This window comes from Microbacterium sp. Ru50 (assembly GCF_002920555.1).
GTDB lineage: Bacteria > Actinomycetota > Actinomycetes > Actinomycetales > Microbacteriaceae > Microbacterium > Microbacterium arborescens.
Genome location: NZ_PQSV01000001.1, coordinates 1,635,093 through 1,661,680 on the forward strand (window position 1 = coordinate 1,635,093; position 26,588 = coordinate 1,661,680).

Below are 26,588 nucleotides of genomic sequence, written 5' to 3' on the forward strand. Positions count from 1 at the left end.
CGCGCCCGCGGGCCGGATCCGCCAACACGACGATTCGCGGACGCTTATTAGGCGAGGCTATCCTTCTCCGGTGCGTCTTCGTCACCTGGTCAGCCTCACCATCGTTCCGCTCGTCGCTCTCGCTCTCACGGGGTGCGGCGCATCGGAGGTCGTCCCGGCCGGCGCGGCCACCCCGGCCGGCAACGGCGAGACGTCCTACCCCCTGACGATCGAGAACTGCGGCCGCACCGTCACGGTGGATGCCGCACCCCAGCGCATCGTCTCGCTCGATCAGAACTCGACCGAGATCCTGCTCTCGCTCGGGCTCGAGGACCGGATCGTGGGCACGGCTTCGTGGACCGACCCGATCCTGCCCGCCCTCGCCGAGGCGAACGAGAAGGTGCCCCGCCTGGCCGACAACGCGCCCACCTACGAGGTCGTGCTCGGTGCCGACCCGGACTTCGTCACCGCCTCGTTCGGACGGCACTTCACGCAGGGCGGCGTCGCGACGCGCGACCGGTTCGACGAGACCGGGATCGGCAGCTACCTCTCGCCGACCGACTGCGACAACGGCGTCAGCATCAACGGCGGCGGCACCCGCACCACAGCCCTCACCGTCGACGCGCTCTACCAGGAGATCACCGAGATGGGTCGGATCTTCGACGTGTCCGACCGCGCTGACAAGCTCGTCGACGACCTGCGCTCGCGCGCTGCGGCGGCGACGGCGGGCATCGACGCCTCCGGCGCCACCGTCGCCTTCTGGTTCGCCGACACCAAGACGCCGTACGTCGCCGGCGGTCTCGGATCGGCGGCGCTGCTCGCTTCGACGACCGGGTTCACCAACGTCTACGCCGACCTCGACGACGACTGGCCAGCCACGACCTGGGAGGACCTCGTCGACCGCGACCCGCAGGTGCTCGTCCTCGGAGACCTGCAGCGCGACCGGTTCCCCGGCGACCGGCTCGACGACAAGGTCGCCTTCCTCGAGTCGGATCCGCTCACGCGCACGATCGATGCGGTGCGCAATCAGCGGTACATCGCGCTGCACGGCGCCGAGCTGAACCCCTCGATCCGCTTCGTCGACGGGCTCGAGAAGATCGAGAGCTGGATGGCCGAGCACCGGGACGAGCTCTGAGCGCCCGCACCCGCGGCCCCCTCGCCACGGCCGCGCTGCTCGGCGGCGGCATCCTGCTGCTCGTCGTCTCGGTCGGCGTCGCGATCACCCTCGGCCCGGCGGACATCCTGCTCGTCAACGTGCGCGACATCATCACCAACCACCTCGGTCTGACCGACATCCCCGTCCGGGCCGCGAAGGACGCGATCGTCTGGGAGGAGCGGCTGCCGCGCGCCCTCGTCGCCGCGACGTGCGGCGCCGGGCTCGGGCTCTGCGGCGTCATCATGCAGTCGCTCCTGCGAAACCCCCTGGCGGAACCCTTCATCCTCGGCATCTCGTCCGGCGCCTCGACCGGCGCCGTCGCGATCGGCGTGCTCGGCATCGGCGGCGCCGCACTCGGCCTGTCCGGGGGCGCGTTCATCGGCGCGCTCGTCGCCTTCGCGGTGGTGCTGCTGCTCTCACGCCTCGCCGGCGGCGGCAACGACCGCGTCGTCCTGGCCGGTGTCGCGAGCACGCAGCTGTTCTCGGCGCTCACCTCGCTCGTGATCTTCGCGTTCGCCGACGCCGACGAGACCCGCGGCGTGATGTTCTGGCTTCTCGGCTCGCTCGAGGGCATCCGCTGGGACGACGTGGTGCTGTGCGCCGTCGTCGTCGGGCTGGGCTCCCTGCTGTGCCTGCGCTACGCCTCGGCCCTCGACGCCTTCGTCTTCGGTGACGAGGTCGCGGCTTCCCTCGGCATCCACATCGCACGCACGCGCGGCATCCTGCTGGTGACGACGGCGCTGATCACGGCCACCCTCGTCAGCGTCGCCGGCGCGATCGGGTTCGTCGGCCTCGTCCTGCCGCACATGGCGCGCCTGCTCGTCGGGTCGCGCCACGGCCGACTCATCCCCACCACGGTCGTCGCCGGAGCGGTCTTCATGGTGTGGGTGGATGCCGGCTCGCGCGTCGCGTTCTCACCGACCCCCCTTCCCGTCGGCGTCGGCACCGCGCTGGTCGGCGTGCCCGTCTTCATCGCCCTGCTCGCCCGCCGGAGGAACCGCGCATGACCCTCGCCGCACGCGACCTGTCGTGGACGCGCTCGGGAACGCTCGTCGTCGACGGCGTGAGCGTGCACCCCGAGCCGGGGCGGACGCTCGGCCTGCTCGGCCCCAACGGATCGGGCAAGTCGTCGCTGCTGCGCCTGCTGCACGGGCTCGTCCGGCCGGATGCCGGTCTCGTGACCCTCGACGACGAGGACCTCGCCACCCTCGGCCGGCGGCGCGTCGCGCGTGCCGTCGCCGCGGTGACGCAGCACGCCGACACCGAGGTCGACATCACTGTGCGTGAGGTCGTGCGCCTCGGCCGCATCCCGCACCGCACCGCGTTCGGCGGCGACCCTGCGGCGGACGAGGCCGCGATCGACCGTGCTCTGGAGCACGTCGCCCTCACCGATCGAGCCGATCGGCTCTGGCACACCCTCTCGGGCGGCGAGCGTCAGCGCGCGCAGATCGCCCGCGCTCTCGCTCAGGAGCCGCGCGAGCTGCTGCTCGACGAGCCCACGAACCACCTCGACATCCGGCATCAGCTCGACCTCCTCGAGCTCGTCTGCGACCTGCCCGTGACGTGCATCGTCGCGATCCACGACCTGAACCTCGCCGCGATGTACTGCGATGCCGTGATGGTGCTGCGGTCGGGCCGGGTGGTCGCCGCCGGAGCCCCCGCCGATGTGCTGACCGCCGAGCTCATCGCCGACGTCTACGGGGTGGCCGCCGAGGTCACCGCTGACCCACGGGACGGGCATCCCGTCATCACCTTCCTGCGCCGCTGACCCGGTCGTCGCCTGCCCCACTCCCCCGTGCGGCTCCCCCGCCGGGCGGGGCCGCACGGCCCACGATCCGCCGTACGGGGGATCCGCCCGCCCCCGCTCGCTCCCTAGCGTGGAGTCATCGGCTAAGGAGGCGGAATGCTCGAACTGAGCGGCATCACCAAGAACTACGGCACGCACCGCGTGCTCGACGACGTGGGGTTCCGAGTGCCCGACGGACGGCTGACCGGTTTCGTCGGCGGCAACGGAGCGGGCAAGACCACGACGATGCGCATCATGCTCGGCGTGCTCTCCCGCGACCGGGGCGAGGTCACCCTCGACGGGTCGCCGGTGACCGCTGCCGACCGCCGCCGCTTCGGGTACATGCCCGAAGAGCGGGGCCTGTACCCCAAGATGAAGGTTCTCGAGCAGATCGTGTACCTGGCCCGGCTGCACGGCTTCTCCAAGCCGCAGGCCACGTCGCGTGCCCGGGCCCTGCTCGAGGAGCTCGGCCTCGGCGAGCGCCTGAACGACAACATCGAGACGCTGTCGCTCGGCAACCAGCAGCGCGCGCAGATCGCCGCCGCTCTCGTGCACGACCCCGAGGTCCTGATCCTCGACGAGCCGTTCTCGGGTCTCGACCCCCTCGCCGTCGATGTCGTGGCCGGTGTCCTGCAGACCCGGGCCGCCCAGGGCGTCGGCGTGCTGTTCTCGTCGCACCAGCTCGACGTCGTCGAGCGTCTCTGCGACGACCTCGTCATCATCGCCGGCGGCACCATCCGCGCCGCCGGCACCCGTGAGGGGCTCCGCCGCGAGCACCAGGGGCACCGCTACGAGCTCGTCTCGACGGGGGACGCCGGCTGGATCCGCACCGAGCCGGGCGTCGAGGTCGTCGAGTTCGACGGCGGCTACGCCCTGTTCGACGTCGATGCCGACGAGACGGCTCAGCGCGTGCTGCGCCGCGCCGTCGAGCACGGCGACGTCGCGAGCTTCACGCCGCGGCATCCGTCCCTCGCCCAGATCTTCACCGAAGTCATCCAGGAGGTCGCCCCGTGAGCGCCGCATCCCCCTCATTCGCCCAGAGCACCTGGCTCGTCGCCGAGCGCGAGATCGGCTCGAAGCTGCGCAGCAAGTCTTTCGTCATCTCGTTCGCCATCCTCTTCCTCGGCGCGCTCGCGCTCGTGATCTGGGGCGGTTTCTCGGCGGGGGACGACAGCGGCTCACCCGTCGCGGTGACCCCGGACGCCGCCTCGTACGTCCAGAACGCCCCCGGCCTCGACGTGAAGGACGTCGCCGACCGGGCGGCCGCCGAGAGCGCCGTGCGCGACGGCGACGTCGACGCCGCGGTCGTCGCCGACGCGTCCGCACCCAGCGGATACGTCGTCATCGGCGACACGTCGGTGTCGAACACCATCCTCATGTCGCTCGCGCAGCTGCCGAAGGTCGAGCTGCTCGACCCCTCCGGCGACGCCGGATTCCTCGGCTACATCGTGGCGATCGGGTTCGGCGCGATCTTCTTCATCTCGGCGCAGACCTTCGGTGCGACGATCGCGCAGTCGGTCGTCGAGGAGAAGCAGACCCGCGTCGTCGAGCTGCTGATCTCGGCCGTGCCCGTCCGGGCACTGCTGGCGGGCAAGGTGATCGGCAACACGGTGCTGGCGATGGGGCAGATCCTCATCCTCGCCGCCGTGGCGGTGATCGGGCTGACGGTCACGGATCAGACCGCACTGCTCACGGGCATCGGCGCGCCCATCGCCTGGTTCGCAGTGTTCTTCCTGTTCGGCTTCGTGCTGCTGGCCGCCCTGTTCGCCGCGGCCGCCGCGATGGTCTCCCGCCAGGAGGACATCGGGGCGACCACGACACCGCTCATCCTGCTCGTCATGGCGCCGTACTTCCTCGTCATCTTCGCCTGGAACAACCCCCTGATCCTCGGGATCATGTCGTACGTGCCCTTCTCGGCACCGGTCGGCATGCCGATGCGCCTGTTCCTCGGCGACGCGCTGTGGTGGGAGCCGCTGCTCTCGCTCGCGATCCTGCTCCTGACCTGCGTCGGCGCGATCCTCGTGGGAGCGAAGATCTACGAGAACTCGCTCCTGCGCATGGGCGCCCGCGTCAAGCTCAGCGAGGCCCTGCGCCGCTGAGCCGCACACCGGCGGGCCACCCACCCTCCCCCCTCATCGCCGTCCTCCCGGTTCACGCCTGGAGGACGGCGATGACGTTTCCGGCGGGGTCGCGGAACCAGGCGATGTCGGGCCCGCCGCCACCGCCGCGCACGATGCCCCGCTCATCGGAGGGGAACACCTCGTCGGGGTAGATCTTCGTGTCGACGCCGCGTTCGCGGAGCTCGTCGACGGCGGCGTCGATGTCGTCGACCGGGAAGTTCAGGATCGTGAAGCTCGCGGGCGTGTGGTCGGGTTTGGCGTAGACGAGGATGCTGCCGCCCGACGCCAGCCGGATCTCGAGGAAGCCCATGGCGTTGGTCTCGACATCGAGACCGAGGGTGTCGGTGTAGAACGATCGGGCCGCGTCGATGTCGTCGACGCTGAACCCGCTGAAGGCCCCGTCGGGGGTGAATTCGCTCATGCCGACAGATTCGCCCCGACCGGATGCCGGCGCAAGAGGTTTCTCGTGACGGGGAATGTCGAGGGACGCGCCGTGGTTCGCACGTGACGGGACGATGGAGTCCGACGCTGTCCGCACGAATCCGGGAGAATCCCATGTCCCTCATCGAAGAGCGCGTCGCCGAGACCGACGCCCCCGTCCTCGACATCCTCGCCGCCCGCTGGAGCACGCGCCTGTACGACGAGGTCTCCCCCGTCGACGAGGACGCCCTCGCGAGCGCCCTGGAGGCGGCACGCTGGGCCCCGTCGGCCTTCAACGCGCAGCCCTGGCGCTTCGTCGTCGCACGACGCGGCACCCAGACCCACGAGAAGGTCGTCTCGACGCTCGTCGAGTTCAACCAGGCCTGGGCCGGCCCCGCGGGCGCGCTCATCGTCTTCATCGCGCAGACCGAGAACAACGGCAAGCCCGTGCCCACCGCGCTCTACGACCTCGGCCAGGCCGCCGCGCACTTCACCGTGCAGGCCCACGCCGACGGCCTCTACACCCACCAGATGACCGGTTTCGACGCCGACGCACTCGCGGTGGAGCTCGGCATCGAGGCCCCGTTCATCCCCGTCACCGTCATGGCCGTCGGTGAGCTCGGCGACGTCGATGCCGCCCCCGCCGCCGTCCGCGAGCGCGAGCTCTCGCCCCGCACCCGCCGGCCCGTGGCCGAATCGGTCGTCATCGACGACTGAGCTGCCCGCAGGCATCGCGCGGGGGGCGCTCGCACCATAGACGAGGGCTGTGAGGTGCGACACCCCCGCGCCCCCGGGGCCGTCGGCCGGTTATCGTCAAGCATGACCGCCCGCATCCTGTCGATCGGCACCGCCGTGCCGCCGGCCGTGCTCCACCAGAACGCCGTGCGCGACCTCTTCGCCGCGCAGCCCGGCATCGGCCGACTGTCGCAGCGTCTGGTCCGTGCGGCGTTCGACGCCTCGGCCATCGAGACCCGGCACACCGTGCTGACCGATCTCGCCGACGCGCTCGAGCCCGAAGGCGCGCGATCGGATGCCGCGGCCCTGGCCCCGGCTCCCGGCGACCCGGCATCCCTTCCCGTGATCTCCGGCGACGGATCGCTGCTCTCACCCTCGACGGGCACGCGCAACGACACCTACATCGCCCTCGCCCCCGAGCTCTCGGCGCGCGCGGCGCGAGAGGCGCTATCTGCGGCATCCGTCGCGCCGTCCGAGATCACGCACGTGGTCACCGTCTCGTGCACCGGCATGTACGCCCCCGGTCCCGACTACCGGCTGGTGCGCGACCTCGGCCTTCCCACGACCGTCGAGCGCTACCACCTGGGGTTCATCGGCTGCGCGGCCGCCGTCCCCGCGCTGCGAGCCGCGGCACGGATGTGCGCAGCCCAGCCCGACGCCGTCGTGCTCGTGGTCTGCGCCGAGCTGTGCACGCTGCACTTCCGCATCGCCGACGACCCCGATCAGATCCTCGCGGCCTCGCTGTTCGCCGACGGTGCCGCAGCGGCCGTCGTCAGCGCCGACCCGGCGCGACGCGGAGAGCGATGGCTCGACCTCGACCGGTTCGCGACCGCGGTGACCGACGACGGCGAGCGCGACATGACCTGGACGATCGGCGACGCCGGCTTCGACATGGTGCTGACGGCCGAGGTGCCGCGCATCATCGGTCGCGAGATCCGCGCCGCGGTGGCCGACGTCATCGGCGACGCCCGGGTCGACACGTGGGCCGTGCACCCCGGTGGCCGAGCCGTCCTCGACCGCGTCGAGTCGGGGTTGGAGCTGCCGCCCGAGGCCCTCGCCGCGTCGCGGGCGGTGCTGCGCGACTACGGGAACATGTCGAGCGCGACGATCCTGTTCATCCTCCGCGCGCTGCTCGCGGGCGATGGTCTGCGCGACGGCGAGACGATCGCGACCCTCGCCTTCGGCCCCGGGCTCACGATGGAGGCCGCACTCCTCACGGCGGGGGTCGCCGCCGGAGCCGACACCGAGGACGCCGAGACCGTTCCGACGGATGCCGTGCGGGCGGAACCCGTCGCGTCATGGACCTGAGGCGCCGCGACGTCGACCTGCGCGAGCTCATGGACGACCCGGACTGCGATCCGGTCGCCCTCGCGCAGACCCTGCGCCGTTTCGACGTCGTCAACCGAGCCGTGAGCGGCTGGGGAACCGTGTGGCGCCGGCATCTGCGCCCCGCCCTCGCTCGCCTGGATCGTCCCGCACGGGTCCTCGACATCGGATCGGGCGGTGGCGACGTCACCGCCCGGCTGGCAAGGCTGGCGCAACGCGACGGCCTCGACGTCGGCTGGGTCGGCATCGACCCGGACCCGCGCGCCCTCGCCGTCGCACGTGAGCGCGGCCGACCCGATCTCGAGTTCCGCAGCACCGACTCGACCGCACTGCGCGCAAGCGGCGAGCGCTTCGACGCCGTCATCTCGAATCACGTGCTGCACCACCTCGGCGAACCCGAGCTCGAGGCGTTCATCGCCGACTCGCTCGCTCTGTCGCGGGGTGTCGTCCTGCACGCCGACATCGAGCGGGGGCGCGCGGCGTACGCGCTCTACGCAGCCGGGATCCTGCCGCTCCAGCACGGGACGTTCCTGCGCACCGACGGCCTGCGGTCGATCCGGCGCAGCTACCGTGCTCGGGAGCTCCGGACGACGCTGGCCGGTCGCGGCGAGTGGCACGTCGTCCGACCGGCACCGTTCCGCGTGCTCGCTGTGGGAGCGGGGCGTGCCTGACGTCATCGTCGTCGGCGCCGGTCCCGTCGGGATGCTGCTCGCCGCCGAGCTCACGCGGCGGGGCGTCGACGTCACCGTGCTCGAACGACGCGACCGCACCGGCGACGGCTCGCGCGCGATCGGGCTCCATGCGCCCGTCCTCGCCGCGCTCGAGGAGGGCGGCGCGACCGACCGGATCCTCGCAGACGCGGTACGCGTCTCGCGCGGCGAGGCCCGCAGTGACGGCGCGCTGCTCGGCGTCGTCCGCTTCGACCGCCTGTCCGTCCGGCATCCGTATGTCGCCACCCTCCCGCAGGCCCTCACCGAGCGCGCTCTGGCGTTCGGTGCACCGTCGGCCGTGCGCGGGGTCACCGTGACGCGGGTGGCGCCCGGACCCGCCGACGTGCGGCTCGAGACATCCGGCGCTCACGGAGGCGGCGAGCTGTCGGCGCCGCTGGTGGTGGTCGCCGGTGGCGTCGGCGCGCGCGACCTCGTGTTCCGGCCGAGCGCCGTGCGACGCACCGGCTATCCGGATCAGTACCTCATGAGCGACGCGCACGTACCCGGACGACCCGACGCCGACGTCGCCGTCGTGCACCTCGCGGCATCCGGCGTGCTCGAGTCCTTCCCGCTGCCCGAGGACCGCCGTCGCTTCGTGGCGTGGGACGCACCGCCCGGGCGGGATGACACCGCGTTCGACGAGCCCGAGGCGCGCCTGCAGCGCCTGCGCGCAGCGATGCGCGATCGCGGCGAATCGGATGCCGCCGATGCGCTCACCGGCGCCACCGGCTTCCGCGTGCGGCGCGTGCTCGCGTCTGCTCTGCGCCGCGGCCGGGTCACGGTCATCGGCGACACCGCGCACGAGATCAGCCCGATCGGCGGACAGGGCATGAACCTCGGCCTGCTCGACGCCGCGACCCTGGCTCCCCTGCTCGCCGATTGGATCCGCACCGGAACCGAGCCCGTCGCCGCCCTCGCGGCGTGGGAGCGCGACCGCCTGCGCTCGGCCCGGACCGCGGGCCGACTGGCCGCGGTGAACATGCGGCTCGGCCGGCCCGTCAGCGCCGCTACGCACGCGGTGCGCACCCGCATGCTGGGGCATGCGCTCACCGCGACGGGCTCGCTCGTGCCGAACGCCTACGCGATGGGTCTCGACGCCGCCGCCCGCTGATGCGCGGGTCAGCGCAGCGATCCGGCGGCCACGACCAGTTGGGCCGCGAGCACGAGAGCCGCGGCCATGACGAGGCGGAACCCGGTGCGGTCGGGACCCCGCAGCCGCATCCGCACGACGACGGCGACCGCGAGCGCGAGCACCGCGCCGAAGAACAGCCAGGCGAGCACGCCCTGACTGCCTCCTCCGATCAGGACCGCGATCGCGGCGACGACGATTCCGGCCACCGCGACGAACACCGAGGCGGGCGCTCCGAGACGATGCGGCAGCCCGCGAACGCCGGTGTCGCGGTCGTCGTCGAGATCGGGCAGGACGTTCGTCAGGTGCACCGCTGCGCCGAGGGCCGCCCCCGCCACGGCGGCGAACGGGGCCGTGAGCGCGGGGTCGGGCGACGAGAGCGTCGCGAGCGAGGGGAAGAGCCCGAAGCTCACGAGGAACGGAACGACCGACACCGGCGTCGACTTCAGCCCCAGGTTGTACGACCAGGCCGACGCGATCGTCACGGCGTGGGCGAGCAGCATCCCCCATCCGAGCACCGCCGAGAGGCCGAGCGCGATGACGACGGACGCTCCGGCCGCGATCCACGCCGCACGATTCGAGACTTCGCCGCGGACGAGCGGCTTGTCGGTACGGCCGACGGCGCGGTCGCGCTCGCGGTCGATCGCGTCGTTGGAGATGCCGATCGAGAGCTGACCGAACAGCACGGATGCCACGAGCACCACCAGCCGCCAGGTCTCCAGCCCTGCCGCGAGGCCGAGGGCGAGGGAGAGGGCCGTCACCACGACGGAGGGCCCGGGATGTGAGGCGCCCCACAGGGCCCGGACCGTGCGCATTCCCCCACACTCTCACGCCCATGGGAGCCGCGAACAGGCCAGGGGCTCAGGCCACGGGCTCAGAGGGTGTCGACGAGCCGGACGATCGGGCGCACCGAGAGGTTCAGGTAGCGCACCTCCCGCACGCTCAGGCGCGCGGATTCCGTGACGGCGGTGCCCGCGCTGTTGGTGAAGACCGCCCGGTAGAGCGTGCCGTCCATTGCCAGTCGCGCGTCGTCGATGGTGAACTCCGCGCCGGTCGCGCCGTCGATGTCGGCCCACGACGCCCCGGCATCCGCGGACGCCTGCCACTGCACGGTCGGCGCAGGATGCCCCGTCGCCGCAGCACTCAGCACCGCGCCCTGCCCCTCGACGATGCTCACGGCCTGCGGATGCTGCGTGATCTCGGGAGCGGCGATCACTTCCACCGCGATCGACATCACCATGTTGGGCACGCCGGCACTGCTCATGGCCCGGGCCTGCCCGCCGTCGAGGATCGCCCCGGCGGGCGCATCGGGATCGACCTGCAGCGTCACCCACGCGCTCGGGAAGGAGCCACCCCACGGGTTCACCAGCCGAGAGCTCACCGCCGTCCGACCGTCCTCGGAGATCAGGAATGTGATGTTGACACCGTTGGACCGGGCACTCGTGATGCGAGTGCCTTCCGGAGCAGTGACCTCCATGACGCCGGCACGAGGCTCGTCGATGCTGTAGATCTGTACCTCGACCTCACCGCCGGCAACCGCCTGACCGACCACATCCGGCCACACCGCCGCCACCGTCAACCGCGCCGCGTCCGACCACGCCGACCCCGCAGCGTTCGTGAACCGCACCCGATACAGCCAGCCGTCCATCTCCGGCGTCACCGTGTCGATGATCAAGGGAATCGACTGCGCCCCGTTCGGGCCCACCCCCGCAGGCACATAGCTGAACGTCGCCCCACCATCCGTCGAGAACTGCCACTGCACCGTCGTCTCAGCATCCGTCCCACCGAACGCCGCCGAGAACTCCGCCGCAGACCCCGCCGGCACCCCCGCCGGCCCTGGATGCTCCGTCACCACCGGACGCACGGGCCTCACCGTCAGCGCCGCCGCCTCAGTTACCGTCGCCCCCACACTGTTCGAGAACACAGCCCGATACAACGTCCCGCCCATCGACAGCCGCACGTCGTCGATCGCGAGGTCGACACCGGTCGCGCCATCGACATCGACCCACGACGCCCCGGCATCCGCGGACGCCTGCCACTGCACGGTCGGCGCAGGATGCCCCGTCGCCGCAGCACTCAGCACCGCGCCCTGCCCCTCGACGACGCTCACGGCCTGCGGATGCTGCGTGATCTCGGGAGCACCCAACACCTCCACCGCGATCGACGTCACCGCGGTGAGGAGTCCATCGTCGACGATACGGGCCACACCGCCCTCCGCCCACGTTCCTGGAGCCGTGCCGGGATCGACCTGCAGCGTCACCCACGCACTGGGTCCCGGCCCTCCCCAGGGGCGCGCCGCGCGGGAACTCACCGCGGTCCGGCCCTCATCGTCCACCAGGAAGGAGAGATTCGCCCCGTTCGTGCGGGCACTCGTGATGCGGGTCCCCTCTGGTGCAGTGATCTCCATCACGCCGAAACGAGGCGCGTCGCTGCTGTAGATCCGCAACTCAACCTCACCCCCGCGGACCGCCTGTCCAGCCGCATCCGGCCACACCGAGGCGACCGATAGCGTCGCGGCATCCGACCACACCGACCCGGCCGCGTTCGTGAACCGCACCCGATACAGCCAGCCGTCCATCTCCGGCGTCACCGTGTCGACGATCAGCGGGATCGACTGCGCCCCGTTCGGCCCCACCCCCGCAGGCACATAGCTGAACGTCGCCCCACCATCCGTCGAGAACTGCCACTGCACCGTCGTCTCAGCATCCGTCCCACCGAACGCCGCCGAGAACTCCGCCGCAGACCCCGCCGGCACCCCCGCCGGCCCTGGATGCTCCGTCACCACCGGACGCACCGGATTCACCGTCAGCGTCGCCGCGTCGGACCACACCGACCCTGAGGCGTTGCTGTAGCGGACGCGGTACTGGCGACCGTCCATGTCGAGCGTCACCCGCTCGAAGGTGAGTGTGGGGTCAGCGGCGGCATCCGGTACGTCTGCCCAGCTCGCGCCCCCGTCGACCGAGTGCTCCCAGGTGGCGCTCGTCGGCGCAGCCGTACCGGTATACCGACTGGTGAACGTAGCCGAGCCGCCCTCCGAGACGGAACGGGAGACGGGCGACTCGGAGACGACCGCCAGAGCCGGGATAACGGTGAGCCTGGCCGGATTCGTCGCGGCCTCGGTCCGCGCGTTGGAGAACACCGCCCGGTAGGACATGCCGTCGAGAGCGAAGTCCGCCTCGACCTCGAACCGCGCCTCTGCGTTGAATCCGATCGGGACACGGGACCCGTCGATGTCGGTCCACGAGGACTGGTCGCGCGACTCCTGCCAGCGGACCTCGGCCGGGGCGGAGGCCCCGCCATGACGGGCGGTGAACACCGCTGTCGCGCCCTCCGCGAGAGTCTGGCCCTGCGGGCTGGCGTTGACGGCGATCTGCCCGGGGAGAACGGTGAGGGTGGCGGGGTCGCTGTAAATGACGACTCCTGTCGGCGCGGCGACCTTCGCCCGATACATGTAGCCATTCATGTGCCACCAGACGTCGGGCAAGTCGTACGACAGCGTCACCCTGGACGTGGAGCCGTTCATTGTCGTCTCCGTACCTGCGATATCGCCCCAGGTGAGCCCCCCGTTGATGCTCGCCTGCCAGTTACCCGTGAGATCCCTGACGGCCATCGGCCTCACATTCGCCGTGAAGTCGGGCCGGGAGGGCCGGCCATTGCGCTCAACGAGTGACACGTCCCGCGGGTGGGTAGCCCACTCCGGACGCACGCCCCACCCACCTTCACGAGCGAGGTCAGCGAGGCCCGGCGCCGCGCCGGAGCCGCCTCGCGCTGGCACGCCAGCCGCTGGGCTAGCCGCCTTCTGTCCCTCGGGTTGTTCGGGACCACTTCCTTCGCCCTCCGCGAGATCAGTCTCGCTCGCAGCGGCGCCCGCGGCATGCTCTTCCGTGTCCTCGGCGTCGGCCTGCCCCGCGTGTCCGGCCTCAGTCGCCACTATGACGGCGTGAGCCGACGCGGGTGCCTGCAGGAACGAGCCCACGGTCAGCACCGAGGCCAGTGTGAGAGCGATCAGCATCCGGAAGAACAGGTACACGAGAGGTTCCCATGCTCGAGGGCGGCACGACCCATGCGGGTCGTCTGGTCGTTCCGAGTCTGTACGTCACACATAGCGCTCTTACGCGACTGCGGCCGAACTGAGTGCACCCGTGCCCGACATGAGGGCACCGACGCGCCGCGTAGGTGCCCTCATGGTGTGCTCGTGGCCCGCGCTTCGCCGTACCGGGCTCGCGCCGCTGAGCCTGTCGACAGCACGTCGAGCACCCCGAAACCCACGCGACACCGCGGACGAGCAGCCGATCAGTCGTCGAGGAGCTCAGCCTCGATCACGTCCTCGTCTCCGCCGGCACCGGCAGACCCGGCACCGCCGGGCTCCGCCGCGGGACCGGCACTCGTGAGGACGAGCGCCGAGCCGTCGGCGGCGACATCGACCCGCACGATGTCGCCGTCGCGCACCCCGCCCGACAGGATCGCCATCGCGAGGCGGTCCTGGATCTCCGACTGGATGAGGCGTCGCAGCGGGCGCGCGCCGAACACGGGGTCGTAGCCGCGCTCGGCCAGCCAGGCACGCGCGTCGGGCGTGACGGCGAGCGAGAGACGCCGGTCCTTCAGGCGCCGCTGGAGCGCGTCGACCGAGAGCTCGACGATCTGCGCGAGGTCGTCCTGGCTGAGAGCCTCGAACATGACGGTGTCGTCGAGGCGGTTGAGGAACTCGGGGCGGAAGGCCTGCCGCAGCAGGATCTGCACCTGCTCGCGCTTCTGCTCGAGGCTCAGCGTCGGGTCGATGAGGATCGGCGATCCGAGGTTCGACGTCAGGATCAGGATGACGTTGCGGAAGTCGACCGTGCGGCCCTGACCGTCGGTGAGGCGGCCGTCGTCCATGACCTGCAGCAGCACGTCGAAGACCTCGGGGTGCGCCTTCTCGACCTCGTCGAGCAGCACGACCGAGTACGGACGGCGCCGAACGGCCTCGGTGAGCTGGCCGCCCTGCTCGTAGCCGATGTACCCGGGAGGGGCACCGACGAGCCGCGACACGGAGTGCTTCTCGCCGTACTCCGACATGTCGATGCGCACCATGGCGTGCTCGTCGTCGAAGAGGAACTCGGCGAGCGCCTTGGCGAGCTCGGTCTTGCCGACACCGGTCGGACCGAGGAAGAGGAACGAGCCCGTCGGGCGGTTGGGGTCGCTGATGCCCGCGCGTGAGCGGCGCACGGCGTCGGCGACGGCCTTGACGGCGGTCTTCTGCCCGATGAGGCGCTTGCCGAGCTCGGCCTCCAGCCGCACGAGCTTCTCGGTCTCGCCCTGCAGCAGACGTCCGACCGGGATGCCGGTCCACGCGGCGATCACGGCGGCGATGTCCTCGTCGGTGACCTGCTCGTTGACCATCCGCTCAGGACCGTCGACGGCGGTCTCGGCCCGCTCCGCCTCGATGACCTCGCGCTCGAGCGCCGGGATCTCGGCGTACAGCAGGCGCGACGCCTTCTCGAGGTTGCCCTCGCGCTGGGCCCGCTCGGCTTCGACCCGAGCCGCGTCGAGTCGCGTCTTGAGGTCGCCGACGCGGTTCAGCGAGGCACGCTCGCGCTCCCATCGCGCCTGCAGGTCGTCGAGCTTCTGCTGCTCGTCCTTCAGCGTCGCGCGCAGGGCCTCGAGACGCTCGCGGGACGCGGCATCCTTCTCCTTCTTGAGCGCGAGCTCTTCGAGCTTCAGCCGGTCGACGTGCCGGCGCAGCTCGTCGATCTCGAGCGGCGCCGAGTCGATCTCCATGCGCAGGCGCGAGGCGGCCTCGTCGATCAGGTCGATCGCCTTGTCGGGCAGCTGACGTGCCGGGATGTAGCGGTTCGAGAGGGATGCCGCGGCGACGAGTGCGCCGTCGGCGATGGCCACCTTGTGGTGCGCCTCGTAGCGCTCCTTGAGCCCGCGGAGGATCGCGATCGTGTCCTCGACGCTCGGCTCGCCGACGTAGACCTGCTGGAAGCGGCGTTCGAGGGCGGCATCCTTCTCGATGAACTCGCGGTATTCGTCGAGGGTGGTCGCGCCGATGAGGCGGAGCTCACCGCGGGCGAGCATGGGCTTGAGCATGTTGGATGCCGCGACCGATCCTTCGCCGCCACCCGCGCCCATCAGCACGTGCAGCTCGTCGATGAAGGTGATGATCCGGCCGTCCGACTCGGTGATCTCCTTGAGCACGCTCTTCAGCCGCTCCTCGAACTGGCCGCGGTACATCGCGCCGGCGACGAGCGCGGAGATGTCGAGCGAGACGAGCTCCTTGTTCTTGAGGCTCTCGGCGACGTCTCCCGCGACGATGCGCTGCGCGAGGCCCTCGACGACGGCCGTCTTGCCGACGCCGGGCTCGCCGATGAGGACGGGGTTGTTCTTCGTGCGCCGCGTGAGCACCTGGCTGACGCGGCGGATCTCGCTGTCACGCCCGATGACCGGGTCGAGCTTCCCCTGGCGGGCACGGTCGGTGAGGTTGATGCCGAACTGCTCGAGGGCGCTCTGCGCCTCCTCCTGTCCGGGCTGTTGCGTGGCGTTCATGTCTCTCCTGAAATCTCTCGGCTCAAACTTGAGCCTGTCTGACTCAAGTTTATCACCGCGAGGCTCAGGGCGCTACGGCCTCCGGCGCGACGCCGGACACCGACGCCGCCTCGGGTGTGCACGCGAACCGCGCCCGATACGCACTCGGGCTGAGCCCCAGGGCCCGGGCGAAGTTCTGGCGCAGGACGGATGCCGACCCGAATCCGCTGTCGGCCGCGATCTGGTCGAGCCCGAGGTCGGTGCGCTCGAGCAGGCGCTGGGCCCGCAGGATCCGCTGCCGCCCGAGCCACGCCGCCGGCGTCGTGCCGTAGTCGGCCTTGAACCGCCGCGCGAAGGTCCGGGGCGACATGTGAGCGCGCGATGCGAGGAGGTCGACGGAGAGGTCGAGGTCGAGGTTCGCGATCATCCAGTCGGTGATAGGCGCAAGCGAGAGCGACGCCGCCGCGGGAAGAGGACGGGCGATGAACTGGGCTTGACCGCCGTCGCGGAGAGGCGGGACGACCATCCGCCGGGCGATCGTGTTCGCCGCCTCGGCACCGAGCTCGATCCGCAGCAGATGCAGGCAGGCGTCGAGCCCGGCCGCGGTGCCAGCCGATGTGATGATCCGGTCGGACTGCACGTAGAGCACGTCGGGGTCGACCTCGATGAGCGGATACATGCGCGCCATGGTCTCGGCGTAGCGCCAGTGCGTCGTGGCGCGCTTGCCGTCGAGCACACCCGCCGCCGCCACGACGAACGCGCCGCTGCAGACCGTGAGCACCCACGCCCCGCGTTCGACCGCGCGGCGAACCACCGCCGTGACTCGCTCGTCGACGGCATCCCAGCTCTCGCGCGGGATAGGCGTGATGATCACCAGGTCGGCCTCGTCGGCGAACTCGAGTCCCGCGTCGACGTTCAGCGAGAACGCGAGGTTGGCCGGAACCACGCCGGGGTCGGGCGCCACGACCCGGAAGTCGAAGTTCGGAATCCCCTCGTCGCTGCGATCGAGACCGAACGCCTCGCAGGCGAGGCCGAACTCGAACGGTGCGAATCCGGGCTGGACGACGCAGGCGACCGTGTGCATGGCAGGAATCCTCCGAATACCGTCATCTCCGCCAGTATCGGCAGGATGACGCCTATCGTAGCTTTTCTGCCATGGATTCCGACATGCTTCTTTTCGCCGTCGCCCTCGTCGTCATCGCCGCGGTGACGGGCACCCTCGCAGTCGTCGCGCGCGACGGCTACCGCCGAGTGCCCACCGACGCGACGCGCGTGCCGCCGCGGGACGAGGCCGCCCCGACGCGCCCCAGCGCCAGCCGGCGCCGCGTCGAGGGATCAGCCGAGGTCAGCGGGCGCGGAGCGCGCGGGCGCGACGCGATGCCGCGAGCAGTCGCGACGCCGATTCCGCCCAGGTGAACCGGGCGATGTGTGCACGACCCGCCGCGACCAGCGCCGCACGAGCGGCATCGTCGTCGAGCGACTCGACGGCCGCCGCGAACGCGCGCGGGTCGCGGGGCGGCACGTAGAGCGCACCGTCACCACCGACCTCGTGGAAGATTTCCATGTCGCTGACCACCGCCGGCACCCCCAACGCGAGCGCCTCGGCGATCGGCAGCCCGTACCCCTCGTCCAGACTCAGCGTCGCGAGCATGCCCGCATCGGCCAGGAGGGCCGCGTACTCGGCATCCGTCACCCCGCCGTGGAAGACGATACGGGCGTCGGCGGGCGCGAGCTTCTCGAGTTCGGCGCGCCGGCTGTCGGAGATCCGGCTCAGCAGGTGCAGCGTACGACCGGGCAGCCACTGCATCGCGCGGACGAGCGTCTCGACGTTCTTGTAGGGCATGAACGAGCCCATGTAGACGATGTTGCGCGGCTTGGCGGCTCCCGGCATCGCCGTCGACGGCGCGAGATCCGCCAGACGCTGCGGAGCGTTGGGGAGGACGACCACCTCGCGCTTGGTCAGCTTCACGTCGGCGAACTGCCGCTTGCTCGTCTCGCTGACGGTCGCGACGAGGTCCGCGGCGTTGAGCGTGGCGCGCTGGGGCGCGTACGAGAGGTGGAAGAGCCGCCAGCCCAGGCGCACGAACCACGGCAGATCGCGGGGCGGCGTGCGGTGACGGTAGTAGATCGTGTCGTGAAGCGTCAGGATGAGGGCGAACCGCCGGCCGAGCGCGCCGATCGTCTGCATGGGTGAGTAGACCACGTCGGGCCGATGCCGGTTCAGCCGCAGGGCCGCGAACGGCTCGAGCATCGACGTGGGGGCGTGCAGCATGACGTGCGGTGCCCCATCCGGCAGGAAGGGAACCTGCGCGGGGTCGTGCACGATGAACGTGACCTCGACGTCCTCGGCGGGGGCCGCCACGAAGACGGCGTGCGCGAGCTCGTGCGAGAAGCGGCTGATGCCGTCGTGGAAGTCGGTGCGGATGTAGCGCGCGTCGAAGTAGAGCCGCATCGTCACGCGTCGAGCGGCTCGCCGCGGTAGAGCTTCTCGAAGGTGTCGAGGGTGCGCTCGATGTCGTGGATCTCGACACCGTCGAGCGAGGCCTGCTGCATCCGCAGGTACTCCTCGGGAGAGGCGGTGAGCACCCGGCGCAGCTTGTCGGCGAGATCGTCGACGTTGCCGGGCTCGAAGAGGTAGCCGTTCACACCGGACTGGACGAGGTGAGGCAGGGCGACGGCATCCGCCGCGACGACGGGCAGCCCCGAGGCCATGGCTTCCATCGTCGCGATGGACTGCAGCTCGGCGATCGACGCGATCGCGAAGACGTCGGCCCGCGTGTATGCCGCCCGCAGGTCGGCCTCGTCGGTACGCCCATAGAACGTGACGCGGTCGCTGATGCCGAGCTGCTGCGCGGTCTGCTCGAGGTTCCGGCGCTGGTCGCCGCCGCCGACGATGTCGAAGTGGACGTCGAGCTCGGGGGCGAGCTTGGCGACGGCCTTCAGGGTGACCTCGACGTGCTTCTCGGTCGTGAGGCGCCCGACGAACAGGATGCGGCGGTGCTCGCGCGGGGTGAGGTCGGGGGTGTAGTTGCGCTTGTCGATGCCGCAGCTGATCGGGATGACGCCCGAGATGTCGATCGTGTCCTCGAGGAACTCCGCGGCCTTGCGCGTCGGCGTGGTCACGGCACGCGACATCAGGAACGTGCGCTTGGCGTCGTCCCAGCAGAGCTTGATGATGATCTTGTCGAGGAACGGCGGGAGCGTCGTGAAGTCGATGACGTTCTCGGCCATGACGTGGTTGGTCGCGACGACGGGGATGCCGCGCTTGCGCGCCTCGCGCGTGAGTCCGCGCCCGATGACGATGTGCGACTGGCTGTGGACCACGTCGGGCTTGACCGAGTCGAGCACGCGCCGTGCGTAGTGCTTCGAGCGCCAGGGCAGCACGAAGCGCAGCCAGTCGTGCGGGTACCAGCGCCACCCGGGCAGGCGGTGGACGGTGAGGTCGGCGCCCTCGATGTTCTCGGTGAAGATGCCCGACTGCGAGTGCTTCACGCTCGGCGTCACGACGTGCACGTCGTGACCGCGGGCGGCCAGGCCGGCGGAGAGCCGCTCGGCGAAACGGGCGGCGCCATTGACGTCGGGGGCGAAGGTGTCGGCGCCCATCACGATGGTCAGGGGCGCGCGCGTACTGTCGGCGGGAACACCCTCGGTCGTCGTGGATTCGGTCACGGGTCAGGCCCAATCTGTACGGCGGAGTGCCGCCGGCTGTGGCCGACGCGGCGGGCCTGAGCTTACCCGAGCGGTCTTGGGGCTTCCGGGAGGCGGTGCGGCGTTGGGGAAAACCGGGCGGCACGGGCCCGCGCCGCGGGCTGCGCGGCAGACGGGGGCGAGCACCCAGGCGGCATCCCTAGGCTGTGGTCATGGCCCGACTCGAAGCCGATGCCGATCCCGCCCGCTGGGTACCCGTCACCGAATCATTCGGATTCTCCGGACGCCGCGCCCGCAAGCGCGCCATCGGGATGCTGCTGAGCCAGGCGAACGCCGCGATCGGCGCCGCGCCGCGCCCGGGCGGGCGCTTCGCGGCGTGGGCTGCGAGCCAGGCCGTGCCGATGCTCATGCGCCGCGCGAACGGGCGCGTACGGGCCTGGATGTGGAAGGCCGACCCCGAGCTGGTCGTCGTGCTCGCGCAGATGCAGGAAGCGACGCCGCAGGTACGCACCGCGCGGGCGATGATGCCGATGGAGTACGACGACACCGAGGACTTCCGCTCCCCCTACCTCGGGGCGGGCGAGAAGCTCGTGATGACGCTGCCGCCCGACCCGCGGACGCCGCCGTTCGTCTCGTACACGTGGGACACCGGGACGCATCTCGTGACGCTCTCGGCTGTGTGCAGCGACCGCGAGCGCGTGGGAACGGTTCTGGACGAGCTCGATCACCTCGCCCGCTCGCTCCGCGTCGTCGACGACCTGACCCTCGACGAGTCGGCCAACACCCTCCGCCTCCCACCCGCCTGATCGCCGACCCGACGCAAAGCGTCGTCGATCACCGGCCGGAGCGACCTTTCGCGTCGGTTGGGCGCAGAGTCGCGGAGGGCCGGGGTCAGCGGGCCAGCGCCTCGCGTGCGCGGAGGAGAATGGCGCGCCGCCGCGCGCCGCGGTGGGTCCTGTTCACCCGGATGACGCGCCAGCCGAGGCGAGCGAGGTCGTCGAGGCGGTCGACGTCGCGGCCGTACTGCGCGTCGTCGAGCCGGTGCTGCTGACCGTCGTACTCCAACAGCACGCGCCGCTCGACGTCGACGAGGTCGCCATAGGCCACGAAGCGCCCGGCCTCATCGCAGATGACCGCGTTGACCTCGAACGTGGTCAATCCGAGGTCTTCGGCGTCGAGACGCAGCTCCGTCTCCGCAACGGAGTCGGTGCGTTCCCGACAACGTTCGTACGCGAGTCGGAGCGCGCGTACGCCGCGCCGACCGGACCACCCCGCCACCGCTCCACGGAGCTGCTCGATCGACAAGACAGGATCATGCCTGCGCATGAGAGAGTCTGCCGCGATGACGAGCTCGCGTTCGCCCATGAGCTCGGCCGATTGGCACCAGGCGACGGCCGGGTGCGCGATCGGAACGGGTCCGAATCGCCACGGACTCGCCGCCGCGGCTTCGTGCCCGCGCACCCCGGCACCACGGGCACGCCCGAGCGGTCGCGGCGCCGCGACATCCACCTGCGCGCGCAGCCGCTCTGGGATCCAGCCGCCGACGAGAGCCACTGCCGTGGCATGACTGATGTGCTCGCCCGGGCGCAGTTTCGGCAGATAGGCGGTCACCAGCGCGCGCACATCCGTCACGGGCGCACGCGAGCGGAGGCCGTGGAAGGGCGCGGCCAGGTCGGCCGAACGGAGTCTGCCGCGCGTCACCCCGGTCGCGCGCGCCGTCCCGACCGTGAAGGCACCCGGCAGCGCCTCGGGAAGCTCAGCAGGAGTGCGTGCCACCCGTCCAGGCTGGCGGCCCTCCGCACCCCACCCCGAGATCTCCCCAGCCCGTTCGACATCCGATCTCCGTCGCCCCGCCTGTGCAGGACCCCTGCTCACATCCCCGCCACACGCGCGAACCGACCCGAATGGTCGGTTCGCGCGCCGGATAACGCCCCTTTGCGTCGGGTCGCTACGACTGCGGGGACGCGGGCGGGTCGGAGGGGCGGCGGTAGAGCACGACCTCGGTCGCCCGGCGCACGCGCGCGCCGTGACGCAGGGTCACGACCGCGCCGGTGGCGCCGGCCGCGAAGACCCGCGCACCGGGACGCTGCTGCATCTCGTCGCGCAGTCGTTGCTCGAGGTCGCGCACCTCGCGGCGGAGCCCAGCGACCTCGTTCTCGAGCTCCAGGATGCGCGCGATGGCGGGGAGGCTGATGCCCTCCGCAGACATCCGCGCCACCTCCCGCAGCTGACGGATGTGCCGCAGGGAGTAGCGTCGCGACCCGCCCTGCGTGCGGCCCGGCACCACCAGGCCCAGCCGGTCGTACTGCCGGAGGGTCTGCGCGTGCATGGCGGCGAGCTCCGCCGCGGCCGCGATCGCGAAGATCGGGGCGTCCTCGTCGATGTCGTCTTCAGCCATGGTTGGTCACCTCCTGGGCGTCGCGGGTGTCGCCGTCCAGCCCGCCGCCCCCGTTCCGTGGGATCGGGGACGGCGAGCGGGCAGCGGGTGGATCAGCCGCGCGCCTTGTTCATCAGGTCGGCGCGGGGGTTCTCGCGGGGCTCGACCTCCGCGAAACGTTCGAGGGCCGCTCGGGCCTCCTCGTCGAGATGGGCGGGAACGGCGATTTGAACCTCCGCCAGGAGGTCGCCCGTGCCTTTGGACGTGCTCACGCCGCGCCCCTTGACCCGCAGGACGCGACCCGACGGGGTGCCGGGCGCGACCCGCAGCTTGACGGGGTCGCCGCCCAGTGTCGGTACCTCGATCGTGGCGCCGAGGGCCGCCTCGGTGAAGGTCACCGGCACCACGACACGGAGGTTGAGTCCGTCGCGCGTGAACACCGGATGCGGCCGGACGGTCACGCTCACGACGATGTCGCCCGGCTCTCCGCCATCGGGCGAGGGACGCCCGCGACCGCGCAGCCGGATCTTCTGCCCGTCCTTGACTCCGGCCGGGATCTTCACCTTGAACGGCTTGCCGTCCTCGCCCTGGAGCGTGACGGTGTCGCCGCGAACCGCCGTGGCGAAGTCAAGCGTCGTCCGCGCCGTGACGTCGGCGCCGCGCTGCGGGCCGCCGAAGCCCTGGAATCCTCCGGTCGAGCGGCCGAAGCCGCCCGACCCGAAGCGACTGGACCGCCCGGTCTGCTGGTTGAACATCGCGAAGATGTCGTCGAAGTCGGCGCCGCGCGCTCCGGCGCCGCCCCGCGCACCCTGGTTGAAGGCGCTGAAGACGTCCTCGAAGCCACCGGCGCCCTGGCCACCCGCGGTGAAGCGGGCGCTGCCCGACCCCATCGCCCGGATCTGGTCGTACTCGGCACGCTGCTCCTTGTCGGAGAGCACGGAGTACGCCTCGCTGATCTCCTTGAACTTCGCCTCGGCCGCGGGGTCGCCCTGCGTCGAGTCGGGGTGGTACTTGCGCGCGAGCTTGCGGTAGGTCTTCTTCAAGTCGCTGTCGGAGACGTCTTTGGAGACGCCCAGCACCTTGTAGAAGTCCTTGTCGAACCAGTCCTGACTGGCCATGTCGTTGCCTCCTATTCGGCCGGCACGGCGACGACGACCTTCGCCGGACGCAGCTCGATGCTGCCGAGGCGGTAGCCGACCTCGACGACCTCGAGGATCGTCGGCTCGGCCGTGCCCGGGGTGGGCGCCTGGAAGATCGCCTCGTGCTGCTGCGGGTCGAAGGCGTCGCCGGCGGCGCCGTAGGACTCGACACCCAAGCGCGCCACGACCCCGCGGAGCTTGTCCGCGATCACCGCGAGCGGCGATCCCTCGACGAGGTCACCGTGTTTGTCGGCACGGTCGAGGTCGTCGAGCACGGGCAGCAGCCCCTTGGCGACCGACCCCTTGGCGCGCTCGATCTCGGCCTCGCGCTGGTCCTCGGTACGCCGACGGTAGTTGGCGTACTCGGCCTGCACGCGCTTGAGGTCGAGTAGCAGGTCGTGCTCCTCGGCCGGCGCCTCGGCGACGGCCGCCTCGTCGGACTGCGTCGCTCCGAGGATGTCGTCGATGGTCAGTTCGTCGTCCGCAGCCGCGGCGTCGGCGGCATCCGATGCTCCGGAGGCCTCGTGCGCGTCGGGGCCGGACGCCTGGGCGTCCGACCCCTCCTCGCCGAGGACCTCGTCATCGCCGTGCGGCTCTTCGAAGTCCTTGTCGGTCATGATTACTTCTTCTCGTCCTCGTCTTCGACGACTTCGGCGTCGACGACGTCCTCATCGGATGCCGCCGCACCGGTGTCACCGGTCGGAGCGTCGGTCGGGGCTCCCGGCGCCTGGTCGGCCTGACCCTGCGCGTAGATGGCCTCGCCAAGCTTGCCCTGCGATGCGTTGAGCTTCTCGAACGCGGTCTTCACGGCCTCGTCGTCGTCGCCAGCGAGCGCGGTCTTCAGCGCGTCGACGTCGCCCTGGACCTCGGTCTTGACGTCCTCGGGGAGCTTGTCGGCGTTGTCGGCGATCAGCTTCTCGATCGAGTACGACAGGGTCTCGGCCTGGTTGCGGACCTCGGCGGCCTCGCGGCGCTTCTTGTCCTCTGCCGCGTGCTCCTCGGCCTCGCGCACCATGCGCTCGATGTCGTCCTTCGGCAGCGACGAGCCGCCGGTGATCGTCATCGACTGCTCCTTGCCGGTGCCCTTGTCCTTCGCCGAGACGTGAACGATGCCGTTCGCGTCGATGTCGAAGGTGACCTCGACCTGCGGGATGCCGCGGGGCGCCGGTGCGATGCCCGTGAGCTCGAACGTGCCGAGCGGCTTGTTGTCGCGGGTGAAGTCGCGCTCGCCCTGGAAGACCTGGATGGCGACCGACGGCTGGTTGTCGTCGGCGGTCGTGAAGGTCTCGCTGCGCTTGGTGGGGATGGCGGTGTTGCGCTCGATGAGCTTCGTCATGATGCCGCCCTTGGTCTCGATGCCGAGGCTCAGGGGGGTCACGTCGATGAGGAGGACGTCCTTGCGCTCGCCCTTGAGGACGCCGGCCTGCAGGGCGGCGCCGACGGCGACGACCTCGTCCGGGTTCACACCCTTGTTGGGCTCCTTGCCGGCTTCCTTCTTCACCAGCTCCGACACGGCGGGCATGCGGGTGGAACCACCCACGAGCACGACGTGGTCGATGTCGCCGACCTTGATGCCGGCCTCGCGGATGACGTCCTCGAACGGCTTCTTCGTGCGGTCGAGCAGGTCCTTGGTGAGGTCCTCGAACTTCGCGCGCGACAGCGTCTCGGACAGCGAGACGGGGCCCGAGTCGGTGAGCGAGAGGTAGGGCAGGTTGATCGAGGTCGACTGCGAGCTCGAGAGCTCCTTCTTCGCCTGCTCAGCGGCCTCCTTGAGGCGCTGCAGCGCGATCTTGTCGCCGGAGACGTCGACGCCGGTCGTGTCCTTGAACTGCTTGATCAGGTACTCGACGATGCGCTGGTCCCAGTCGTCACCACCGAGGCGGTTGTCACCGGCGGTGGCGCGCACCTGGATGGTCGAGAAGTCGTCGTCCTTGCCCACCTCGAGCAGCGAGACGTCGAAGGTTCCACCACCGAGGTCGAAGACGAGGATGAGCTCGTCCTCCTTGCCCTTGTCGAGACCGTAGGCGAGCGCGGCGGCCGTCGGCTCGTTGATGATGCGCAGGACGTTGAGACCCGCGATCTCGCCGGCCTCCTTGGTGGCCTGGCGCTCGGCGTCGTTGAAGTACGCAGGGACGGTGATGACGGCGTCCGTCACCGTGTCGCCCAGGTACTGCTCGGCGTCGCGCTTGAGCTTCTGGAGGATACGGGCCGAGATCTCCTGCGGCGTGTACGCCTTGCCGTCGATCGACTGGGTCTTCCAGTCGGTGCCCATGTGGCGCTTGACCGAGGTCAGCGTGCGGTCGACGTTGGTAACGGCCTGCCGCTTGGCGGTCTCACCGACGAGGACCTCGCCGTCCTTGGTGAACGCGACGACCGAGGGGGTCGTACGGAGCCCTTCGGCGTTGGCGATGACCTTGGGCTCGCCGCCCTCGAGGACGGCCACGACGGAGTTCGTCGTGCCCAGGTCGATACCCACTGCACGTGCCATGAGTTGTCTCCTTACTTGCGGTTCGAATGGATCGGAAGTCTGCGGCGGCCCAACCTGAGCCGCGATGACTCAACTGTACTCGCGCCGGAAAACCCTGTCAAGAGAACTTGAGTCTGGTCGTATCAAGTTCGGCGATAAGCAGCGTCAGCCGCATGACAATGGCCTGAGGAAAAGCTGAGTAACCCTGAGGCGGCATCATCGAATCCTCCCAGGGGGGCGCTATATGTTGAGTCCACCCATGACAAGAAGCGTGAACCCGAACTCGCCTCTCGTCGACATAGAGCCCGCGATGGGCGGTCGCCGAGCGTTCCCGCGCGCACGGAGGCGCTCATGACTCGCAGCGCTGTCGTCATCGAGGATGACGACGACCTCCGTCACCTGCTGACCCAGACCCTCGAACAGCACGGCTTCGCCGTGCATGCTTTCCCCGACGGCCCGGCCGGCGTCGACGCGGTGCGCTTGCTGCGCCCCGACCTCACGACCGTCGACGTCAAGCTCGACGGGATCGACGGGTTCGAGGCCGTCCGCCGCATCCGGGCGTTCCACGACGGGTACGTGCTGATCATCAGCGCCGTCGACGACGAGACCGCGACGGTCGAGGGGTTCCGCAGCGGTGCCGACGACTACGTCATCAAACCCTGGCGCCCCTACGAGCTGCGCGCCCGGATCGACGCCCTGATGCGCCGCCCCCGCGCCCTCCAGCCCGGCGAGGCGGCGCCGGGGGCGTGGCTCGAAGCCGGCGGGCTGCGGCTGAGCCCCGGCTCGCGCCGCGTCGAGCTCGACGGCCGGTCGCTGGATCTCACACGCTCCGAGTTCGACGTCCTGCAGGCGCTCATGCAGCGCCCCGGCGACGTCATCGAGAAGGCGTGGATCGCGCTCATGCTGCGCCGGCAGAGCGGCGCCCACGGCGAACACGTCAGCGGACATGATCTCCACGCGGTCGAGGTCCACCTGATGAACCTGCGGCGCAAGCTCGGCGACGACGGCCGTACGGGCCGCTGGATCGAGACGGTGCGCGGCATCGGCTACCGGTTCGCGCGTCGCGACTGAAAAGCACGCTCCCCGCCC

The 26,588-nt window shown here is 70.8% G+C and carries 24 protein-coding genes; 12 read left to right on the plus strand and 12 right to left on the minus strand.

What is annotated here, in order from left to right; genetic code table 11:
- Positions 1 to 70 precede the first annotated feature (70 nt).
- From C3481_RS07690 to C3481_RS07710, 5 genes are all read left to right on the plus strand, one after another.
- Entirely contained in the window at positions 71 to 1,114 is a 1,044-nt protein-coding gene (locus C3481_RS07690) for an ABC transporter substrate-binding protein (RefSeq protein ID WP_258039051.1), read from the plus strand.
- Positions 1,111 to 2,142, plus strand: a complete 1,032-nt coding sequence (locus tag C3481_RS07695) for an iron ABC transporter permease (protein ID WP_103841478.1) — start codon at positions 1,111 to 1,113, stop codon at positions 2,140 to 2,142. Before C3481_RS07690 ends, C3481_RS07695 begins: the two co-directional genes overlap by 4 nt.
- On the plus strand, positions 2,139 to 2,903 hold the full coding sequence (locus tag C3481_RS07700) for an ABC transporter ATP-binding protein (protein ID WP_103841480.1): 765 nt from the start codon (positions 2,139 to 2,141) through the stop codon (positions 2,901 to 2,903). Before C3481_RS07695 ends, C3481_RS07700 begins: the two co-directional genes overlap by 4 nt.
- Positions 2,904 to 3,038: 135 nt before the next feature.
- Complete coding sequence (locus C3481_RS07705; RefSeq protein WP_103841482.1) at positions 3,039 to 3,935, plus strand: ABC transporter ATP-binding protein; 897 nt, start codon at positions 3,039 to 3,041, stop codon at positions 3,933 to 3,935.
- Positions 3,932 to 5,020 (plus strand): ABC transporter permease, encoded by a 1,089-nt coding sequence (locus tag C3481_RS07710; RefSeq protein WP_064956365.1) that lies wholly within the window; start codon positions 3,932 to 3,934, stop codon positions 5,018 to 5,020. The genes C3481_RS07705 and C3481_RS07710 overlap by 4 nt, the downstream gene beginning before the upstream one ends.
- A gap of 52 nt (positions 5,021 to 5,072) precedes the next feature.
- Here C3481_RS07710 and C3481_RS07715 read toward each other — a convergent pair whose 3' ends face one another.
- Positions 5,073 to 5,462, minus strand: a complete 390-nt coding sequence (locus tag C3481_RS07715) for a VOC family protein (RefSeq protein ID WP_103841484.1) — start codon at positions 5,460 to 5,462, stop codon at positions 5,073 to 5,075.
- 134 nt (positions 5,463 to 5,596) lie between these two features.
- Between C3481_RS07715 and C3481_RS07720 the strand changes: the two genes are divergently transcribed.
- From C3481_RS07720 to C3481_RS07735, 4 genes are all read left to right on the plus strand, one after another.
- The gene (locus tag C3481_RS07720) at positions 5,597 to 6,178 is read left to right on the plus strand and encodes a nitroreductase family protein (protein ID WP_023952802.1); all 582 of its coding nucleotides are present in this window, start codon (positions 5,597 to 5,599) and stop codon (positions 6,176 to 6,178) included.
- Positions 6,179 to 6,280: 102 nt separating this feature from the next.
- A complete protein-coding gene (locus C3481_RS07725) occupies positions 6,281 to 7,504 on the plus strand; it encodes a type III polyketide synthase (protein WP_103841486.1) in 1,224 nt (407 codons plus the stop codon).
- Positions 7,495 to 8,193 (plus strand): methyltransferase domain-containing protein, encoded by a 699-nt coding sequence (locus tag C3481_RS07730; RefSeq protein WP_023952806.1) that lies wholly within the window; start codon positions 7,495 to 7,497, stop codon positions 8,191 to 8,193. The genes C3481_RS07725 and C3481_RS07730 overlap by 10 nt, the downstream gene beginning before the upstream one ends.
- Positions 8,186 to 9,343: an NAD(P)/FAD-dependent oxidoreductase gene (locus C3481_RS07735; RefSeq protein WP_103841488.1), complete on the plus strand. Its 1,158-nt coding sequence runs from the start codon at positions 8,186 to 8,188 to the stop codon at positions 9,341 to 9,343. Before C3481_RS07730 ends, C3481_RS07735 begins: the two co-directional genes overlap by 8 nt.
- 8 nt (positions 9,344 to 9,351) lie before the next feature.
- On the opposite strand, the gene C3481_RS07740 is transcribed toward C3481_RS07735, so the two are convergent.
- The 4 genes from C3481_RS07740 to C3481_RS07755 form a co-directional block, all read right to left on the minus strand.
- The gene (locus C3481_RS07740; RefSeq protein ID WP_103841489.1) at positions 9,352 to 10,176 is read right to left on the minus strand and encodes a UbiA family prenyltransferase; all 825 of its coding nucleotides are present in this window, start codon (positions 10,174 to 10,176) and stop codon (positions 9,352 to 9,354) included.
- Between the two features lie 59 nt (positions 10,177 to 10,235).
- On the minus strand, positions 10,236 to 12,884 hold the full coding sequence (locus tag C3481_RS07745) for an immunoglobulin domain-containing protein (protein ID WP_146053633.1): 2,649 nt from the start codon (positions 12,882 to 12,884) through the stop codon (positions 10,236 to 10,238).
- A gap of 770 nt (positions 12,885 to 13,654) precedes the next feature.
- Positions 13,655 to 15,889, minus strand: a complete 2,235-nt coding sequence (locus C3481_RS07750) for an ATP-dependent Clp protease ATP-binding subunit (RefSeq protein ID WP_103841493.1) — start codon at positions 15,887 to 15,889, stop codon at positions 13,655 to 13,657.
- Positions 15,890 to 15,953: 64 nt separating this feature from the next.
- Entirely contained in the window at positions 15,954 to 16,952 is a 999-nt protein-coding gene (locus tag C3481_RS07755) for a helix-turn-helix domain-containing protein (protein WP_103841495.1), read from the minus strand.
- 71 nt (positions 16,953 to 17,023) lie between these two features.
- On the opposite strand from C3481_RS07755, the gene C3481_RS07760 reads away from it, so the two are divergent.
- Entirely contained in the window at positions 17,024 to 17,284 is a 261-nt protein-coding gene (locus C3481_RS07760; RefSeq protein WP_103841497.1) for a hypothetical protein, read from the plus strand.
- Here C3481_RS07760 and C3481_RS07765 read toward each other — a convergent pair.
- Entirely contained in the window at positions 17,214 to 18,320 is a 1,107-nt protein-coding gene (locus C3481_RS07765) for a glycosyltransferase (RefSeq protein WP_103841499.1), read from the minus strand. The two genes, C3481_RS07760 and C3481_RS07765, sit on opposite strands and share 71 nt — an antisense overlap.
- 2 nt (positions 18,321 to 18,322) lie before the next feature.
- The gene (locus C3481_RS07770) at positions 18,323 to 19,471 is read right to left on the minus strand and encodes a glycosyltransferase (protein ID WP_370576219.1); all 1,149 of its coding nucleotides are present in this window, start codon (positions 19,469 to 19,471) and stop codon (positions 18,323 to 18,325) included.
- A 257-nt stretch (positions 19,472 to 19,728) separates the two neighbouring features.
- On the opposite strand from C3481_RS07770, the gene C3481_RS07775 reads away from it, so the two are divergent.
- Positions 19,729 to 20,322 (plus strand): hypothetical protein, encoded by a 594-nt coding sequence (locus C3481_RS07775; RefSeq protein ID WP_071918638.1) that lies wholly within the window; start codon positions 19,729 to 19,731, stop codon positions 20,320 to 20,322.
- An 85-nt stretch (positions 20,323 to 20,407) separates the two neighbouring features.
- Here C3481_RS07775 and C3481_RS07780 read toward each other — a convergent pair whose 3' ends face one another.
- The 5 genes from C3481_RS07780 to dnaK all read right to left on the minus strand — a co-directional run bounded on the left by C3481_RS07780 (position 20,408) and on the right by dnaK (position 25,520).
- Positions 20,408 to 21,292: a hypothetical protein gene (locus C3481_RS07780; protein ID WP_258039052.1), complete on the minus strand. Its 885-nt coding sequence runs from the start codon at positions 21,290 to 21,292 to the stop codon at positions 20,408 to 20,410.
- Between the two features lie 172 nt (positions 21,293 to 21,464).
- Entirely contained in the window at positions 21,465 to 21,914 is a 450-nt protein-coding gene (locus C3481_RS07785) for a heat shock protein transcriptional repressor HspR (protein WP_023952824.1), read from the minus strand.
- A 92-nt stretch (positions 21,915 to 22,006) separates the two neighbouring features.
- Positions 22,007 to 23,011: a DnaJ C-terminal domain-containing protein gene (locus tag C3481_RS07790; protein ID WP_064956374.1), complete on the minus strand. Its 1,005-nt coding sequence runs from the start codon at positions 23,009 to 23,011 to the stop codon at positions 22,007 to 22,009.
- An 11-nt stretch (positions 23,012 to 23,022) separates the two neighbouring features.
- Entirely contained in the window at positions 23,023 to 23,649 is a 627-nt protein-coding gene (locus C3481_RS07795) for a nucleotide exchange factor GrpE (protein ID WP_071918640.1), read from the minus strand.
- 2 nt (positions 23,650 to 23,651) lie between these two features.
- Positions 23,652 to 25,520 carry a molecular chaperone DnaK gene (gene dnaK / locus C3481_RS07800; RefSeq protein WP_103841501.1) on the minus strand — a complete coding sequence of 623 codons (1,869 nt, stop codon included), beginning with the start codon at positions 25,518 to 25,520 and terminating at the stop codon, positions 23,652 to 23,654.
- Positions 25,521 to 25,850: 330 nt separating this feature from the next.
- Here dnaK and C3481_RS07805 point away from each other — a divergent pair, with 330 nt between their 5' ends.
- The gene (locus tag C3481_RS07805) at positions 25,851 to 26,570 is read left to right on the plus strand and encodes a response regulator transcription factor (RefSeq protein ID WP_103841503.1); all 720 of its coding nucleotides are present in this window, start codon (positions 25,851 to 25,853) and stop codon (positions 26,568 to 26,570) included.
- Positions 26,571 to 26,588 lie beyond the last annotated feature (18 nt).

Bases quoted from the DNA above. Each gene is read 5' to 3' on its own strand.
- C3481_RS07770 (WP_370576219.1), bottom strand. From the start codon at position 19,471: ATGGGCGCCGACACCTTCGCCCCCGACGTCAATGGCGCCGCCCGTTTC.
- C3481_RS07730 (WP_023952806.1), top strand. From the start codon at position 7,495: ATGGACCTGAGGCGCCGCGACGTCGACCTGCGCGAGCTCATGGACGAC.
- C3481_RS07775 (WP_071918638.1), top strand. From the start codon at position 19,729: ATGGCCCGACTCGAAGCCGATGCCGATCCCGCCCGCTGGGTACCCGTC.
- C3481_RS07795 (WP_071918640.1), bottom strand. From the start codon at position 23,649: ATGACCGACAAGGACTTCGAAGAGCCGCACGGCGATGACGAGGTCCTC.
- C3481_RS07705 (WP_103841482.1), top strand. From the start codon at position 3,039: ATGCTCGAACTGAGCGGCATCACCAAGAACTACGGCACGCACCGCGTG.
- C3481_RS07700 (WP_103841480.1), top strand. From the start codon at position 2,139: ATGACCCTCGCCGCACGCGACCTGTCGTGGACGCGCTCGGGAACGCTC.
- C3481_RS07745 (WP_146053633.1), bottom strand. From the start codon at position 12,884: ATGAACGGCTCCACGTCCAGGGTGACGCTGTCGTACGACTTGCCCGAC.
- C3481_RS07790 (WP_064956374.1), bottom strand. From the start codon at position 23,011: ATGGCCAGTCAGGACTGGTTCGACAAGGACTTCTACAAGGTGCTGGGC.
- C3481_RS07740 (WP_103841489.1), bottom strand. From the start codon at position 10,176: ATGCGCACGGTCCGGGCCCTGTGGGGCGCCTCACATCCCGGGCCCTCC.
- C3481_RS07725 (WP_103841486.1), top strand. From the start codon at position 6,281: ATGACCGCCCGCATCCTGTCGATCGGCACCGCCGTGCCGCCGGCCGTG.
- C3481_RS07785 (WP_023952824.1), bottom strand. From the start codon at position 21,914: ATGGCTGAAGACGACATCGACGAGGACGCCCCGATCTTCGCGATCGCG.
- C3481_RS07750 (WP_103841493.1), bottom strand. From the start codon at position 15,889: ATGAACGCCACGCAACAGCCCGGACAGGAGGAGGCGCAGAGCGCCCTC.
- C3481_RS07720 (WP_023952802.1), top strand. From the start codon at position 5,597: ATGTCCCTCATCGAAGAGCGCGTCGCCGAGACCGACGCCCCCGTCCTC.
- C3481_RS07755 (WP_103841495.1), bottom strand. From the start codon at position 16,952: ATGCACACGGTCGCCTGCGTCGTCCAGCCCGGATTCGCACCGTTCGAG.
- dnaK (WP_103841501.1), bottom strand. From the start codon at position 25,520: ATGGCACGTGCAGTGGGTATCGACCTGGGCACGACGAACTCCGTCGTG.
- C3481_RS07760 (WP_103841497.1), top strand. From the start codon at position 17,024: ATGGATTCCGACATGCTTCTTTTCGCCGTCGCCCTCGTCGTCATCGCC.
- C3481_RS07765 (WP_103841499.1), bottom strand. From the start codon at position 18,320: ATGCGGCTCTACTTCGACGCGCGCTACATCCGCACCGACTTCCACGAC.
- C3481_RS07715 (WP_103841484.1), bottom strand. From the start codon at position 5,462: ATGAGCGAATTCACCCCCGACGGGGCCTTCAGCGGGTTCAGCGTCGAC.
- C3481_RS07805 (WP_103841503.1), top strand. From the start codon at position 25,851: ATGACTCGCAGCGCTGTCGTCATCGAGGATGACGACGACCTCCGTCAC.